Origin of the sequence: Collimonas sp. OK307, assembly GCF_900113705.1 — a bacterium.
GTDB lineage: Bacteria > Pseudomonadota > Gammaproteobacteria > Burkholderiales > Burkholderiaceae_D > Collimonas.
On record NZ_FOQI01000001.1, the window covers coordinates 667,506 to 682,619 of the forward strand.

At 56.3% G+C, this 15,114-nt stretch carries 15 protein-coding genes; 6 read left to right on the plus strand and 9 right to left on the minus strand.

The genetic code is table 11. The annotated features are described in order from the left end of the window. Window positions 1-167: 167 nt before the first annotated feature. The 3 genes from BM205_RS02995 to BM205_RS03005 all read right to left on the minus strand — a co-directional run bounded on the left by BM205_RS02995 (window position 168) and on the right by BM205_RS03005 (window position 4,322). Window positions 168-1,217 carry an NHL repeat-containing protein gene (locus BM205_RS02995; protein ID WP_139227200.1) on the minus strand — a complete coding sequence of 350 codons (1,050 nt, stop codon included), beginning with the start codon at window positions 1,215-1,217 and terminating at the stop codon, window positions 168-170. A gap of 376 nt (window positions 1,218-1,593) precedes the next feature. Next, window positions 1,594-2,796, minus strand: a complete 1,203-nt coding sequence (locus BM205_RS03000; RefSeq protein WP_092412344.1) for a M20 aminoacylase family protein — start codon at window positions 2,794-2,796, stop codon at window positions 1,594-1,596. 86 nt (window positions 2,797-2,882) lie between these two features. After that, window positions 2,883-4,322, minus strand: coding sequence for a YfcC family protein (locus BM205_RS03005; RefSeq protein WP_092412346.1), 1,440 nt, complete (start codon window positions 4,320-4,322; stop codon window positions 2,883-2,885). Window positions 4,323-4,504: 182 nt separating this feature from the next. Between BM205_RS03005 and BM205_RS03010 the strand changes: the two genes are divergently transcribed. Then, window positions 4,505-5,419 carry a LysR family transcriptional regulator gene (locus BM205_RS03010; RefSeq protein WP_175511126.1) on the plus strand — a complete coding sequence of 305 codons (915 nt, stop codon included), beginning with the start codon at window positions 4,505-4,507 and terminating at the stop codon, window positions 5,417-5,419. A gap of 66 nt (window positions 5,420-5,485) precedes the next feature. On the opposite strand, the gene BM205_RS03015 is transcribed toward BM205_RS03010, so the two are convergent. Together BM205_RS03015 and BM205_RS03020 are read right to left on the minus strand one after the other, a co-directional pair. Next, complete coding sequence (locus BM205_RS03015) at window positions 5,486-5,851, minus strand: YciI family protein (RefSeq protein ID WP_254783703.1); 366 nt, start codon at window positions 5,849-5,851, stop codon at window positions 5,486-5,488. Window positions 5,852-6,034: 183 nt separating this feature from the next. Further along, window positions 6,035-7,270: an RNA polymerase sigma factor gene (locus tag BM205_RS03020; RefSeq protein ID WP_092412352.1), complete on the minus strand. Its 1,236-nt coding sequence runs from the start codon at window positions 7,268-7,270 to the stop codon at window positions 6,035-6,037. A 418-nt stretch (window positions 7,271-7,688) separates the two neighbouring features. On the opposite strand from BM205_RS03020, the gene BM205_RS03025 reads away from it, so the two are divergent. Further along, window positions 7,689-8,198 (plus strand): hypothetical protein, encoded by a 510-nt coding sequence (locus BM205_RS03025; RefSeq protein WP_092412354.1) that lies wholly within the window; start codon window positions 7,689-7,691, stop codon window positions 8,196-8,198. Between the two features lie 381 nt (window positions 8,199-8,579). Then, on the plus strand, window positions 8,580-10,139 hold the full coding sequence (locus BM205_RS03030; protein ID WP_092412356.1) for a S41 family peptidase: 1,560 nt from the start codon (window positions 8,580-8,582) through the stop codon (window positions 10,137-10,139). A gap of 56 nt (window positions 10,140-10,195) precedes the next feature. On the opposite strand, the gene BM205_RS03035 is transcribed toward BM205_RS03030, so the two are convergent. Together BM205_RS03035 and BM205_RS03040 are read right to left on the minus strand one after the other, a co-directional pair. After that, window positions 10,196-10,597: a BON domain-containing protein gene (locus BM205_RS03035; protein WP_217646005.1), complete on the minus strand. Its 402-nt coding sequence runs from the start codon at window positions 10,595-10,597 to the stop codon at window positions 10,196-10,198. A 56-nt stretch (window positions 10,598-10,653) separates the two neighbouring features. Continuing rightward, window positions 10,654-10,983, minus strand: a complete 330-nt coding sequence (locus BM205_RS03040; RefSeq protein WP_175511127.1) for a hypothetical protein — start codon at window positions 10,981-10,983, stop codon at window positions 10,654-10,656. A gap of 442 nt (window positions 10,984-11,425) precedes the next feature. On the opposite strand from BM205_RS03040, the gene BM205_RS03045 reads away from it, so the two are divergent. Both BM205_RS03045 and BM205_RS03050 read left to right on the plus strand, forming a co-directional pair. Next, a complete protein-coding gene (locus BM205_RS03045) occupies window positions 11,426-11,776 on the plus strand; it encodes a BON domain-containing protein (RefSeq protein ID WP_092412360.1) in 351 nt (116 codons plus the stop codon). 54 nt (window positions 11,777-11,830) lie between these two features. Continuing rightward, on the plus strand, window positions 11,831-12,064 hold the full coding sequence (locus tag BM205_RS03050; protein WP_092412362.1) for a hypothetical protein: 234 nt from the start codon (window positions 11,831-11,833) through the stop codon (window positions 12,062-12,064). 125 nt (window positions 12,065-12,189) lie between these two features. On the opposite strand, the gene BM205_RS03055 is transcribed toward BM205_RS03050, so the two are convergent. Together BM205_RS03055 and BM205_RS03060 are read right to left on the minus strand one after the other, a co-directional pair. Beyond that, on the minus strand, window positions 12,190-12,531 hold the full coding sequence (locus BM205_RS03055; protein WP_092412364.1) for a hypothetical protein: 342 nt from the start codon (window positions 12,529-12,531) through the stop codon (window positions 12,190-12,192). Between the two features lie 525 nt (window positions 12,532-13,056). Beyond that, window positions 13,057-13,950 (minus strand): LysR family transcriptional regulator, encoded by an 894-nt coding sequence (locus tag BM205_RS03060; RefSeq protein ID WP_092412366.1) that lies wholly within the window; start codon window positions 13,948-13,950, stop codon window positions 13,057-13,059. Window positions 13,951-14,073: 123 nt separating this feature from the next. Between BM205_RS03060 and BM205_RS03065 the strand changes: the two genes are divergently transcribed. Next, window positions 14,074-15,090: a YeiH family protein gene (locus tag BM205_RS03065; protein WP_092412368.1), complete on the plus strand. Its 1,017-nt coding sequence runs from the start codon at window positions 14,074-14,076 to the stop codon at window positions 15,088-15,090. Window positions 15,091-15,114 lie beyond the last annotated feature (24 nt).

Genomic DNA, 15,114 nt, shown 5'->3' on the forward strand with positions numbered 1-15,114 from the left:
TCAAGTTGGTGCTTCTAGACGAAGTTTCCTGAGTTGTTGATATCGCTATAACGCCGCTGTAATCGCAGTTGGCAAATCATATTTCCTATCATCCTCGTGAGCTGCTTCACAGCAAAAAAAGAGGATGCCGAACGGTGGCATCCCCCGGAATTTACGCAAAACAGCTATCAGTCGCTGAGATCGACATCTCTTGCTGGAGTCAATCCGGTGAAATCCCCGATCCCCTTAGCATCGTATGGCCCGTTCAAGCGATTGAAGCCATTGCCGGCTACATTGAGCGCCCCTTGTTGCTGCACGATATTCTTGGCTGGCGTGACCTCAATGACGCGATTGTTGAATTGATCGCTGATCAAGGTGTTGCCATTTTTCAGGCGAACCGCGCGCGTGGGCAACGGATTGGGATTGCTGCCGGTCAGTGTGTTGGTGGGGTACTCCCACACGATCGTATCGTTGCCATCAACTTCGACGATGCGGTTGTTGTTGGAGTCAGTAATCAGCGTATGACCATTAGATAGCCGGCTGGCGAACGCAACCCCGCTTAACGTCCCGCCGGCGGTGAATTGCTTGACGATCTGCAAATCGGTGGAGACTTCAATGGCCCGGTTGTTGTTTTCATCGGCGATCAGGATATTCCCGTTGTCCAGCTGCTCGGCGCTGTTAGGATTGCTCAATTGATTCTGGCCGTTGCCAACGACTCCAGTAGTGCCGTATTGCCATACCAAGCGATGTTGGCGATCCACTACGATGATGCGTTGATTCGCCTGGTCGGCAATGATCACATGCAGGCCGTGGCGCCGCTGGAACTGCGGTAACACCGCCGCTTGCACCGGTGTATTCAACTGATTGAAACCGGCACCCGCCACACCATCGTTTTGACCATATTGCCAAACGATGTGCCCATCTTTATTAATCAGGATCACCCGGTTGTCGGGACAACCGTTGACCGGATCGGAGCAGCCCGGTAATGGCGGTGTACTAGGCGGAATGCCGGTGCCGGATATCAACGTGAAAGTGCCGACGCGTTCGGCGTCGTTGGTGCCAACGATGCTCTGCGGCCCTGGCTTGTCCGCACCGTTACCGAATTGCCAGACAATTTGATGGGTATGCGGATCGACCTCGATGACACGATTATTGAATTGGTCGGCGATCAACCAGTGGTGGGATTCATCTGCGGCGGCAACGCGAGGAATGGCGGAAATAACGCCGACCAGTAGCACGCCGACGGCAAGCTTGAATGCAAGATGGTGGTTTTGAGTTGAATGGGGGGATGGTGGAAATGCAGCATGATAGTTTTCTCCTTGTTATTGGAAAAAAATTATTCTTTGATACATGCCATATTGCAACCCGATCTCAGACAAATCAGAGAGGGGGGTATTTATCATACTCTTCCTGGATAGCAGGAAGAGATATGTTCCGGCCCGGCCTGAATCGCTGCCTGAGTCGGTACTACAACTACGTCCGGACCGGCGCGGCTGACAGCCTTTCCATCGCTCCAGGGCAATGCAGTCACAGACGCTCCGGACCGCAACCTGCCGCGAGCCTTTGCTTCTGGCCGCGTACAGCCATCCGAGAGAGAGCATATAAAAAATATCGTCAAGCCGCCACGCGATCCGGATCTAGATAACGCTCGACCAGACGCGACCAGAACGCCGCCCCGACCGTAAGATTCTGGTCGTTGAAGTCGTAGTTCGGGCTATGCAAGCCCCGCCCTTGATCGGCGGGGCCATTCCCGATGCGCAGAAAACAGCCAGGACGAGCCTGCAGCATATAGGCGAAATCCTCACTGCCCATGAGCATTTCCATGTTGTCGTTCACTGCGTCGCTCCCTACCAGCTCCCGTGCTACCTCAATGGCAAAGCGCGTCTCTTCGTCGGCATTGCTGACAACCGGATATCCCTCCATATAATCGATGACCGCGTCAACCTCGAAACTCTTCGCCTGGGAATCCACGAGCGCGATGATCCTGTTTTTCAGCATGGCTCGAACATCCGGGTCAAACGATCGTACGCTCAAGCTCAGTTCAACCTGGCCGGGGATAACGTTAGGGGCATCTCCCCCCGCAAATTTTCCGACTGTAATCACGGCTGCCTTCGTTGGATCGACGTTTCGCGAAATAATGGTCTGCAACCCCATCACAATGCTCGATGCGGCGACAATAGGATCGTGGGCAAGATGCGGTCTGGCCGCATGGCCGCCCTGGCCGACGATTTTGATATATACGCGGTCGCCTGCCGCCATGAAAGCACCGGAGCGAAACATGAAAGTGCCAGCCGGCTTGCCGGGATGGTTATGCAAGGCAAACACGGCGTCACACGGAAACCGCTCGAACAGCCCCTCGGCAACCATCTGCTTGGCGCCGCTGTCGAACCCGCGTTCTTCGGCAGGTTGAAAGATCAGGTTCACCGTGCCGCTAAACCGCCGCGTCTGCGCAAGATGCTTCGCCGCGCCCAATAGCATTGCCGTGTGGCCATCATGGCCGCAAGCATGCATTTTCCCGAGATTCCGGCTCACGTGTGCGAAGGTGTTCGCCTCGGTAATCGGCAATGCGTCGAGATCGGCCCTGATGCCGATCGTACGACGTCCCTCGCCTGCCGTGAGTGTCCCTACCAGTCCGGTCTTCGCGATATTCCTGTGAACCTGATAACCGTATGCTCGTAGCTGATCGGCCACCAGATCCGAGGTTTCGGCCTCGCAGAAAGCCAGTTCCGGATTGCAATGCAACTGATAGCGCAAGCGAGTCAGATCCGGCTCATGAGGCGCAATATCGGTAAGTGATGTAAAAATCTTGAGCGGCATTGAGAGCCTCCATGAATGATTGATTGAAACGACGGTTGCGGCGACGCCACAGGACACCCTTGCATCGATGCGGACAAGCGCGTCGCTTAGAACGGTCCCCAATTAATCAGGACGCCTACTATCAGCGCGGCGATGCAGATGACAGTCCACAGCAGAATGAGCGGCATGAGGAAACGTACCCATTGTCCGTAAGGAATCCGTGCGGTTGCGAGTACGGCCATCAACACCCCGGACGTTGGATTGAAGCAGTTCATGATCCCTTCGCCCAGGAGTACGGCTTGCACGGTGACCTGGCGCGTCAGATGAAGTGCATCTCCCAGCGGCGCGAAAATGGGAATCAACGCCGCCGACTCTCCCGACCCTGACGAGATCGCGATATGCATTACCGCCGCGCTCAGGAACATGCCGATGGCGGCCATCATAGGATGAAGGGGCGCCAGCATATCGGAAAGAAGGTTAACGATGGGATCGAGGATCTTGCCGTTGCTCAGCACGGTAGAAATGGCGCGCGCAAGACCGACTATGAGCGCCCCGTGGACCAGTTTTCCCGATCCGGCCAGAAATTCATCCGCAATCTGGGTGGGCCGCACCCCGCAGATAAGACCAGAGCCGATGGCGATGATCATGAACATCGAGATCATCTCGGTCTCACCCCAATGCAGTTCCACGGCGCCGAAAACAAAGACACAGAGCGCGCCGGCGGAGAAGGTGATCGCGGCAATCTGCCGCCACGTCAAGCGTGCGCTGCTCTCTGTTGGTGTACTCGCGACGAAATCCTGTTCGGCGATCAGGAATCTCCGTGCCTGCGGATTACGCCGATATGCACGGACGTTGACAATAAGAAATCCGATTGTCGCGATGACAAAGAGGACGTACACCGCGGAGCGAAACACGATTCCGGAGAACATGGGCAATTCCGCCAGGCGCTGCGACAACCCGGTTGTTACCGGATTAAGAACGCCGCTGTTGAAACCCGAATATGTCCCCAGGTAGATGAAGGCCACGCCGAAGACGGCGGGCAGGCGCAACGAACGTGCCATCAAGAGACCCAGCGGCACGAACGCCACTACCGAATTGGTCACTACGCCGATGGTCCCCAACAAGGAAAAGATGATGCAGACGGTGAGAATGACCGAGACGTCCTGCGCATTTGATCCGGTCCCGATGCGGCCGAGCGCAGCCTTGACCGCCCCGGTTTTCTCCAACACTGCCAGTGCACCGCCGGTAAACAGAATCAGGAAGATGATCTCCCCCGAAGCGACCATCCCTTTCGCGATTGCCATGAAGACTGCCCCGAGACCGACTCCGTGCTGCGGAACGCTCTTGAGACTATGCGGAACCACGAAGCTGATGCCGTTCTTGACCACCCGGTCGAATTCACCGGCCGGAATTATCCATGTGGCAATCGCCGCAATCATCAGCACAGCGAAAAGCAACACATACGGGCTGATCGCCGTGTGCTTGCGTTGCAAGTTATCGCGCGCATCTGGCGCCACCGTGCCGGACGAAATTTGGTTAGCCTCCATTTTGTCTCCTCATATGGTTTTCTGGCGGGCGCCGGCTGTCCAAATCGACAGCCGCGCTGGCTTGTCGACCCGCAGATAACGGTTGGGCCCTATGTTTGAGCTCGAAGTATGCGCCAGAAGCAGCACTAAAACTGACATCCGGATGTGCGATAATGTTGCGTTGGACGCAACAGGAGAGACGCATGCCGACAGAGAACGAAGGGATCAGCGAGCGCACGCTCGAGTACTTGGGCGCGGTGGCGAAACATGGAGGAATGCGGCAAGCCGCCGCGTCTCTAGGGGTGAATGTATCGACGATTAGCCGTCAGATCGCAGCAACGGAACGCCACCTGAGACTGGCGCTGGTGTCGCGCAAGGGGCGTAGTATTTCGCTCACCCAGGTGGGCCTTGCCGCAGTTGAGTACGGCCACGAGCGAGAACGCCATGCAAAACGCTTTGGTGCGCAGCTAGCCGAGTATCGCGACCTCCGGCGCGGGCATGTCACGTTGGCGGTTGGTGAAGGGCTGGTTGGCAGCCTGATTTCAGTGGTGCTCAAGCGCTTTCATCAAAAGTACCCGGACATCGCCCTTAACATTCGCACGGGGCCGCTGCCGGAGCTGGTTCGCATGATCCGGGAGGATGAAGCCGACATCTGCGTCTCCGTCGGCACTTCCCGCGATCCCCTTCTGAATGCGCGTCTGTTCCAGCGAGAACCGTTGTGTGCGATCGTCGCTGCCAGCCATCCGCTGGCTTCGAGAACGTCCGTATGTATCGAAGATCTGACACACGACCCGCTCATTTTCATGTCGGGAAAGTTTGCGGCACAGAGTTACGTTACCGCCATGTTCTGGGACGCCAACCTGAGTGTATCGCCAACAATCACCTGCGATCTCTTCTCCGTCGCGTCATCGCTTGCGGCTGAAGGCCTGGGCATTGCATTCATGACAAAGTTGGCGGCCAAGGAAAAGGTGGCCGCCGGACTCGTGGTGGCCGTGCCGATTCAGCATCCGATCGCCAATACGTTCGACCGCTATGTGGCAACTCGCGTGGGACGAAAACTCAGCCCGGCGGCTAACTTCCTGTGGAAAGAAATCGTTCGCCTCATGTCTTCGGTCTAGGCAGCGACGCCTTATCCACTAGCTCCCACACATGGCCATTCAACTTTCAATTAACGCAATCCGGGCTCAGGCGGCCGCTGGCGCCGGCGCGATGTTGGTAAGGTCAAGTTCCCGTACCGGGCGCACCTCTATGCTACCAAACCTGGCCGGCGGGATTTTCGAGGCCAGGTGGATTGCTTCGTTGAGATCCTTGGCCTCGATCATGTAGAAACCCGCCAGTTGCTCTTTGGTTTCGGCGAACGGGCCGTCGGTCAGGGAGAGTTGGCCGTTACGTACCCGCAAGGTGGTGGCCGTGTCTGTCGATTGCAGCGCTTGTCCGGCAATGAAGTGGCCACTGTTGCGCAGCTCCTCCCCATACGCAAAACAGACGCTGTCCGGACAGGCGTGGAGTTTGTCCTGCGCAAGATAGACGAGGCATAAATAATTCATCATGGTCTCCAATAGATGGATGGATATTGGTGGATGACGACCAACGGTGCGGTGCATTGCCCGCCAGTGTCGCTTCAAAAGCATTTGCATTAGATAGTCGAATCGGGAGCGGCAAAATCGACAACTAATTGACAACACCTGCAATATTTTTATTTCTCTGGCACGATCGAGCGCAACGAGGAGTTGCTAATCAGGCAAATCCGCCAGGCGTCGATGCAGAAAACGGCGTTCCGGCTCTTGCCGGGTCAAAGCCAGCGCCCGCCCGTAAGCGGCACGCGCCTCCGCAACGTGACCCAGGCGCCGGTGCAAATCGGCTTGCGCAGCATGTGCCAGATGATAGTTTTGCAACTGGCCACCAGTAATCAGTTTCTCCACCAAAGCCAGCCCGGCTGCCGGCCCCTGATGCATGGCGACTGCCACCGCGCGATTCAATTCGATCACCGGCGTAGGTTCCAGCCGTAGCAAAGCGTCATACAGGCCGACGATTTGTTCCCAGTCGGTGGCGTCGGCATGGCGGGCTTCTGCATGGATGGCCGAAATGGCAGCCTGCAACGCATAAGTTCCGAAGCGCCCCGTTGCGAAGGCCCGCTCCACCAGGGCTGAACCCTCAGCTATATGCACGGCGTTCCACAAAGTCCGGTCCTGTTCGTCCAGCGGTATCAGGTCGCCGTCAACCGAACTGCGCGCAGTGCGGCGCGATTCGTGCAACAGCATCAAGGCCAGCAGACTCATCACCTCGGGCTCGGGCAGCAGCTCCAGCAGGAGGCGCGCCAGGCGGATCGCTTCTTGCGACAGATCATGGCGGGTCAGCGTCGCTCCCGACGAGGCGGAATAGCCTTCGTTAAACACCAGGTAGACGACCCGCAGGACCGTCTCAAGACGTGCCGGCAATTCATCGCGGCCGGGAATCTGGTATGGAATGCGGGCATCGCGGATCTTGGCCTTGGCGCGGACAATCCGTTGCGCCAGCGTGGTTGCCGGCGTAAGGAAAGCGTGTGCGATCTCTTCGGTTGTCAGGCCGCAGACCTCACGCAAGGTCAGCGCAATCTGCGCATCCGGCGCCAGCGAGGGGTGGCAACAGGTAAAAATCAGGCGCAGTCGATCATCCTCGACATGCTCACGGTCGTCCAAAGCCGGCGTATCGTCGGCAATCGCCTCGATCGTTTCGGCCACTTCATCATAGGCAGTGAATCTTGCCCCGCGACGGATACCATCAATCGCCTTGAAGCGCCCTGCCGATACCAGCCATGGCACCGGCTTGTCGGGAATGCCGTCGCGCGGCCATTGTTCGATCGCGGCTTTGAATGCCTCTTGCAAGGCCTCTTCGGCCATATCGAAGTCGCCCAACAGGCGAATCAAGGTGGCGAATACGCGTCGCGATTCGCTGCGGTAAATACCTTCAATCGTGTCGCTTATTGGCATCGTCTCTGGCGGTTGGTTTTTTTGCGCGGTGCAGCACACCGGCTTGTGATTGCTGGCTGGCGGCTGCCTGCCCGGATGCGCTGGCCGATTCCTGCACCTCCGGAATCATACCTTGAATCTCCGCCCTTCCGGTTTAGTCAACCTGCACAAAAAAACAATCGAATCATCCTTTCAACTACCTCGGCAAACAGGGCGGATAACGCCCTATTTAGCGCCTACCATGCAAGCAGCTTCAGGCAAGCAACCGGTCCGTGGCAACCATCCGGTCAAACAGAAAGCACTTCCAGCGAAAGGAAACAAAATGGCAGCAGTCTCGGCAACGGCATTGCATCTGCGTCGCCTGTCGTTTGTGTCGACGATACTTCTATCAGCATCCAATATAGGTGGCTGTGCCACCACGCAAAGAGGAGAAGCGCCCATGAAAACCACAGAACAGCTGACTGACGGCGCGCGCGATTTCGATTTCGTCATAGGGCGCTGGCACACGGTTAACCAGCGACTGCTGACAAGCTTGCAAGGTTCAAACCAATGGGAGACCTTCGAGTCCACCGAAGAAGCTCGCAAGCTGCCGGCCGGCATCGGCAATTACGATGACTTTCATCCCATCAACTGGCGGCCCGGATTTGTCGCCATGTCGCTGCGCATCTTCAACCCCGAAACCAAGCTCTGGAGTATCTACTGGCTCGACAACAAGACCGGAGGGATGGATAAAACAGGTTCGCTGTTAGCTCCAGTGGTCGGCAAGTTCATCAACGGCGTAGGAATTTTCGAAGGCGACGACATATGGGACAACAAGCCAGTCCGGGTCCGTTACACATGGTCGGTACTCTCAGCCGATAACGCAACTTGGGAGCAAGCGCTGTCGACCGATGGCGGCAAGACGTGGGAGACCAACTGGATCGCGCGTCACTCACGCGTGCGGGACTGAATCCCGGTTTCTCTTGGTCTATTTTTCTTACAAATAAAAAAAGCCCGCCGAAGCGGGCTTTGATAGTTACCGATACTTGAGGAGATTCGCGCCATCCAATGCTATCTGCAAAGTGATTGCGCCGCGAATGAATCTACTCAGGTATCTGCCATCAAATAATTTTTTGATGCGTGCGATGACGTCTACATCGAAACCGAGTATGCCGGACTGTCTGCGCCGACGCAAGTTTTTTTGCTACTTCTTTTACTACTTCTTTTACTATTTTTCTATCGAAGCTAAATCTATATCTGCCAACCGACGCGATGAGATCAATCCACCACGATTCGACTGCCGGCTGATAGACTTTAATCCCGGCGCTTCGCACCTATCGAATGGCAAAAAATGCACACACCAGGCTCGTTCGAAAGTGAATCAGGTTCTGCCGCGGTCCCCAGGCATGATGCCGCCCAGGCTCCGCATCGTCTCCGACATCGGTCCGCATTTGCCGCGCTTTTTGCGCCGCTGCTGCTCTGTGCTTCCGGCTTTCATGCGCCGGCCCGCGCTACCGAGGTCTCGCCCTGCCCGGCGGATTGGGAAGCGCAAATTTGTGAACTCAAATCGGTGGTGGAGGTGCTCAAGAAAGAGCACCTGACAGAAATCGACATGCCCGCCTTTCTCGACGAAGCCATTCGCCTTGGCGTCAAAACGCTGCCTTACGCCCGCTTTATCAGTACCGCCGAACTGCAAGAGCAGGCTCAAAGAGACCAACGCGCGCGCAACGGCACACCTGGCATCGGCATCATCTTTGAAATTTTGCCCACCGGCCTGCATATCATCGATGTGGTGCCGGACGCGCCCGCCGCGCATGCGGGTGTCCGTACCGGTGATCTGGTGGTGGCAATGGACGGCAACAGCCTGGCGGGCGTCGATAACAGCGACATTGCAAAGTACGCCAATGGCGAAGCTGGCGCCCCGCTCAAGGTCACGTTGCTACGCGGTGCGTCACACCAACGGCTCGAATTCACCCTGGTACGCGCGCTCATCAGGCCACGACCAGCTACCGCCAGGCTACTCGATGGCAACGTGCTGTACACCCGGCTGGCCAACTTTCCGGAACCCGCCATCGGCGACTACATCGAGGCCGTGCAGGCAGAGCGCCAAAAGAATCCTGCGGTCAAAGGGCTGATTCTCGATTTGCGCATCAACGGCGGTGGCGCACTCAACGCAGCAATCGGCATCACGGCGCTGTTCACGGGACGCAACAAGACGGCGATGGTCACGCTACAACGCGACGATAAAATGCAGCACCGCGTCACCACCAACTGGCCGGATTACATCCTGCCGGTAATGCAAGGACAAGACCCGCTCGCACCATTGCAAGGAGATGACTGGTGGCGCAGCGTGCCGCTGATCGTGCTGGTCGACAGCCAGAGCGCCTCTGCCGCCGAAGCCACCGCGGCAGCGCTGAGAGACCTTGGCCGCGCCAAATTGCTGGGAACGCCGACCTACGGCAAGGGCATGGCCCAAACCGGGGTCGACACGCGGGACGGTACCCACCTGATCTGGACCAATGCACGCAACTTGCGGCCGAACGGTTGCCCGATGGAAGGTTACGGCGTGGTGCCGGACTGGATCGTACCGCCCCGCAAAGATGCGGATATGGACGGTGTCTTGCTTAGCTATCGCGAGGTCGACATTCCGCGCCCTGCCTATGCCAGCAAATCTACGCCCGACCCTTTTGCCACCGTCCGCAAGGAACGCCAGCACTTGCGCGACCGGCGCGCATTCGCCAAACTGGACGAGACCAAGGGCGCGCCGCTGCCGCAAAAAGAATTCGGCAGCGACAAGGATTGGCAACTCAAGCAAGCGCTCAACGCGCTGGCTGGCAAGCCGGTGCAGGTGGTAACCGTGAACCCGAAGTTCATGCCGATGCAGCCTGCGTGCATGAAACTAGACGAATAGCGTGTTAGCGTGTTGTATTCCAAGGGAATTTTTCGTATCAAGCAACACCAGCTTACTCATTTTTTGACGGTGATATGGTTGACCACGCTGGTTACCCTGTCGATAGACTTGGTGATCGCGATACTGCTATCAACCTGATCGCGATTGTCGGCAAACCCGCTCAATGTTACTTCATGATCCTTCGTCTGCACCTGCAAATCAAGGCTTTTGAGATCACCGCTCACCAATAGCGCCGCTTTAACCTTGGCGGTAATCACTGAATCGTCAACCGCAGTATCGATTGCAACCGACGGCTGATTTGCGGTCATGTCTCTTGTTTTATTGCAGCCGGCTAATGAAGAGAACAGCGAGGCAAGCAGGATGCACGAGACGATTGCCCCCAGGCGGAAGGAACGCTTCAGAAGCGTATTCATGATGTTTCCAATGCGGAATGAAATAACAACAATTGAATTGGACAATGCCTCTTTGCTTTATGCCATCACGTCTTTCAGTCCCGGCTTCGTCAAATTACGGCTCACTCGTAACTCACCTTCCCTGCCCGCATGGATCTTCTCGTATCGATCTGCTCTTCTTGCAATATCTGATGCAGCACAAGAGGAGCTTGCTGGCCTGAAGACGTCGGTTGCGGCCTTTGCCTGTCGGCGACGCTTTCCACGCCATCGGTAGAAATCGCCTCAAGGAACGCCAGAATGTTACGATGGTAATCTACCCGCATTCCCGCTTCCAACAACAGCCTTTCCGACTGGAATAGTGACAGGCGCGCATCGCTCAATTCATTTTTCGCCAATTTTTCCGGTGTCACCGCGTACCTTCTGGTCCATCCGTTAAACCATTCGATTCCCATGCTGCTATCCTTTTCAGGAGACGACTCGATAAAGAATTTTGTGCGCACAACAACAAAAGCAATCGATCAGTGCACAAAAAAATAGAGCGCTACCAATATCACCATCGGTGCTCCCAGGATCCATCCCAGCACATACTTTTCCATGATCGTTCTCTCGTGTGAGTATTGAGTGAGCGTGGAATAGCGAATACAACGACGAGGATTCCGCATTACTCACTCAATGAATGATCTTATAAAACTTTTTTGGCCTCATATCCGTTCGCTATCCCACATTGCGTCAACTTTCTTCCATACTGGAAAAATACAGCGCCGGAATACTGTCAAATGACCCGGAGCGAGAAACCTATTAGTTCCTAGGTGCGCTAGCGAACAGAAATAAATAACGGTCAAGATCAAAGTTCTGTACATCGATTGGAATTCTCTTATTTTGTACAGAAAAATCATGATAACGCCCGCCAACCTCTTTGCATTCCTGGCCACGCTGACTATTTTTGCATTGCCGGTAGCTTTATCGGGCTGTAACAACGTTCAAGGCATGCCTGTTGCCGCCCCGCCCACTACGATCAGCGCCTCAGTACAGGATTCAGCGCTCACAACTAAAATCAAAGCTGCTTTGACGGCAAGTGGCGACACGGGTAATTTTGATATAAGAATCCAGACGCAAAAAGACCAGGTTTTGTTGAGCGGTTTCGCTGACAGCCAGGCTCAGGTCGATCGCAACCTGGCGCTGGTCAGGCGTATAGAAGGCGTCGGCAAGATAATCAATCACGTACGCATCCGGAGATTTACCTAAGCGCCAATTGGAACTGGACTAAACGTAGCGAGCCGCTGCAAAGGACATCCAAAAATGAATACCAAACCAGATACGCATCCCGCACCGATCCTGTCGCCATCACCATCGAGAACCGCCATGTCCACCGATCTGATTGAATTCCGGATGGCTTGGTGGTTCAAGCTCTACATGCTGGGCGTTACCACCATGTGCCTGCTAACCGGCTGCGAGCCGCAACAGGAAAAATCATTGTATTGGTGTCAAAAAGCGATCAGAGCCAGTTGCAATGGAAAACCCGTCAAGATCTAGTGATCCCTGATTTTCGACGTGACTTAGCCATGCGCGCAGCGGAAAAAATAATCTCTCCTGACTCCACAGTTATATTCAGCTTTGGCGAATCCAGCAATGTCAGCCTGGATTCGCCTTCAACTTAATTAACGAGCCGGCATAACCACAACGGTTCCAGCCTCAGTGGCGCCTCTGGCGCCGGTGCTCCCTCTTGCGCCTGTACTACCAGTTGCACCCGTATATCCGGTTGCACCTGTATCGCCGGTTGCGCCTGTATATCCGGTGTTGCCGGTTGCACCTGTATCGCCGGTTGCGCCAGTACCGCCAGTTGCTCCGGGGCGGCCGGTTGCGCCTGTATATCCGGTGTTACCGGTGGCCCCTGTGTATCCGGTCGCGCCTTGCGGTCCGGCCGGGCCCGTAGGCAACGTAAAACATCCAGCCAGCGTGAGTGTCGCCGCTATGGCGGCAAGTTGCATTGAATATCTCATGATTATTCCTTTGTGTGATTAACCAGAACTGCACACGTTATTGTGGGCAGTTACCCAGATTTGATCAGTCTCTGGCGACAAGGATGAGCGTCGGCAGATCAAGCCACCGCTACTGCACGACCGTATCTGCGGCCGACATGCGCGCATGGCCCGAAGGCCTGCCACAATCGGCGCTTCACGATTTGAGACCAGAATATTCAGGATTCATTGCGAGGTCTGTGCGTTGACGAACACAGAAAATTGCTCCGTTAATGCCGAATGGTTTCGCTATAACGGCTACTCCAGGCGCATGTTTGGGTGGGGCACAAGGAAAAACCCCTCGAAGTGGCTAATGCCGTTCAGTTAAGGCTCCTGGCATCTCCAGTCAGACGTCTCGACGATCCGGTCTCGGCGACCCCGGCTACACGTCCCGGAATCGCAGTCGGGGTCGCCGATATAAACATCGAACGTAAGGCTTGATAAATCTGTGCGGCAGCCAGATTCCGACATAGGACAGGCGGCACCGCAGCTACGTCCTCTTCAGGTTCACATTACCGCTTGCCGCTGCTGAATAACTTCTTGCAGCGCCAGCGACGCCTTGGTTTTGTAGCGCTCCTTGTGACGCAACAGGTAAAACGAGCGCGGCGGCAGGTCGATGTTGACCTTGCAAAGCAAGCCGGCTTGCAGGTGCGAAGCGACTACAAGTTCCGACACCACCGTCGCAAAAGGCCCCGCCATCACGGCCGAGCGCACTGCTTCATTCGACGGCAGTGTCAAGGCGATCTGCAGCCCGTCCAGGTCGACTCCGATTTCCGCGAGGATTGCTTCGAAGGCGGAGCGGGTGCCCGAACCTTGTTCACGCATGATCCATTGGCCGGCAAGTAATTCCGATGGCTTCAGCCGCTCGCCGTTTGCCCATGGATGGCCAGGCGCGACGACAGCAACGATGCGGTCTTCGTCGACCGTTTCTATCGCCAATGCCGCCTGGTCGATGTGCCCTTCGATGAATCCCAGGTCGGCAGCCCCCTCCACCACGGCGTGCGCCACTTGCTGGGTATTGCCGACGGTCAGGTTGAGTTCAATTTGCGGATACGTCTGGCGGAACCGCACCAGCAACGCCGGCAGCCAATAGCTGGCAATCGTCTGGCTGGCTTGAATGCTCAGCGTCCCACGCGTGAGTCCGCCCAATTCGGCCAATGTCAGCTCCGCCGCACGCGCGCTAGCCAGCGTGGCTCGCGCTTCCGTCAAAAAAATCCGCCCCGCCGCACTGGTCTCGATGCGCCGCCCTACTCTGTTGAACAGCGGCGTGCCATACCGGCTTTCCAACATGCGAATGGAGGCGCTCACTGCTGAAGGCGTCAGTGAGAGGGCCGTCGCCGCTTGCGTCAAGTGCTCGCGTTCAGCCACCTCGACAAAGATGCGCAATTGTTCCAGTGTCATTGTTTCAGCATCATTTAATCGTTCGATTTTATTTAACGTAATGTGAAAAATTGTAAGATGGACTCAACGATTTGTCCATCCGATAATCACCTCATCGCATTTAGGTAATAACGGGCGGGCAAAATGAGCGTAAATGTAATAACAAATACAAAAAAACTTCTTCCCGGACTGGCCCTGTGCGGGCTTGTCACAGTAGCCGCCTTTGCGCTGGAAAGCTTGGAAACGCATCTGTTCGGTCGCGCCTGGCTGGAAAGCCTGGTGCTCGCAATCTTGCTCGGCAGTATCGTGCGGACTTGTTACAGCCTGAATCCGCGCTTCGACGCCGGCATTCGTTTCGGCGCCAAGATGGTCCTGGAGATCGCCGTAGTATTACTGGGCGTATCGGTCAGCGCCGGCGCCATTCTGGATAAAGGGGCGGACCTGATCGGCGGTATCGCGATCGTGGTGGCGATCGCCATACTTGGCAGTTATTACATCGGACGGGCAGCTGGGCTGCCGAGCAAAATGGCGATCCTGATTGCCTGTGGTAATTCCATCTGCGGCAACTCTGCCATTGCCGCGGTGGCGCCAGTAATCGACGCCGACGGCAAGGATGTCGCCGCCTCGATCGCGTTTACCGCCGTGCTCGGTGTCGTGGTGGTGCTAGTACTGCCATTCCTGGTGCCGTTGCTATCGCTGTCGCCGGTCCAGTACGGCATTTTTGCCGGATTGACCGTCTATGCCGTACCCCAGGTGCTGGCGGCCACCGGAGCGGTATCAATGACAAGTGCGCACATCGGCACGCTGGTGAAGCTGGTCCGCGTCCTGATGCTGGGCCCGGTTGTGCTGGTGTTGTCCCTGTTCGGCCGCAAGGAGAGTGGCCTCCGTCCACCGTTATCGCAGATGGTCCCGTGGTTTATCGTCGGCTTCCTGCTGTTGATGGTGCTGCGCTCCTCCGGTCTTATCCCGCAGTTCGCGATCCAGCCGGCGCAGATATCGGCGAATTTCCTGACTATCATGTCGATGGCTGCACTCGGACTCGGCGTTGATGCCCGATCGGTGTTGAAGGCCGGCGGACGGGTCACCGTCGTGGTCATCCTGTCCTTGCTCGTATTGTCCGTAATCAGCTTTTGCCTGATCAAGCTGTTGGGTATCGCCTGAATCTATAGACGTGGCACGGAATCG

Coding starts and splice junctions, on each gene's coding strand:
- BM205_RS03000 (WP_092412344.1), bottom strand. CDS start 2,796: ATGCCGCTCAAGATTTTTACATCACTTACCGATATTGCGCCTCATGAG.
- BM205_RS03005 (WP_092412346.1), bottom strand. CDS start 4,322: ATGGAGGCTAACCAAATTTCGTCCGGCACGGTGGCGCCAGATGCGCGC.
- BM205_RS03010 (WP_175511126.1), top strand. CDS start 4,505: ATGCCGACAGAGAACGAAGGGATCAGCGAGCGCACGCTCGAGTACTTG.
- BM205_RS03015 (WP_254783703.1), bottom strand. CDS start 5,851: ATGATGAATTATTTATGCCTCGTCTATCTTGCGCAGGACAAACTCCAC.
- BM205_RS03020 (WP_092412352.1), bottom strand. CDS start 7,270: ATGCCAATAAGCGACACGATTGAAGGTATTTACCGCAGCGAATCGCGA.
- BM205_RS03025 (WP_092412354.1), top strand. CDS start 7,689: ATGAAAACCACAGAACAGCTGACTGACGGCGCGCGCGATTTCGATTTC.
- BM205_RS03030 (WP_092412356.1), top strand. CDS start 8,580: ATGCACACACCAGGCTCGTTCGAAAGTGAATCAGGTTCTGCCGCGGTC.
- BM205_RS03040 (WP_175511127.1), bottom strand. CDS start 10,983: ATGGGAATCGAATGGTTTAACGGATGGACCAGAAGGTACGCGGTGACA.
- BM205_RS03045 (WP_092412360.1), top strand. CDS start 11,426: ATGATAACGCCCGCCAACCTCTTTGCATTCCTGGCCACGCTGACTATT.
- BM205_RS03050 (WP_092412362.1), top strand. CDS start 11,831: ATGAATACCAAACCAGATACGCATCCCGCACCGATCCTGTCGCCATCA.
- BM205_RS03055 (WP_092412364.1), bottom strand. CDS start 12,531: ATGAGATATTCAATGCAACTTGCCGCCATAGCGGCGACACTCACGCTG.
- BM205_RS03060 (WP_092412366.1), bottom strand. CDS start 13,950: ATGACACTGGAACAATTGCGCATCTTTGTCGAGGTGGCTGAACGCGAG.
- BM205_RS03065 (WP_092412368.1), top strand. CDS start 14,074: ATGAGCGTAAATGTAATAACAAATACAAAAAAACTTCTTCCCGGACTG.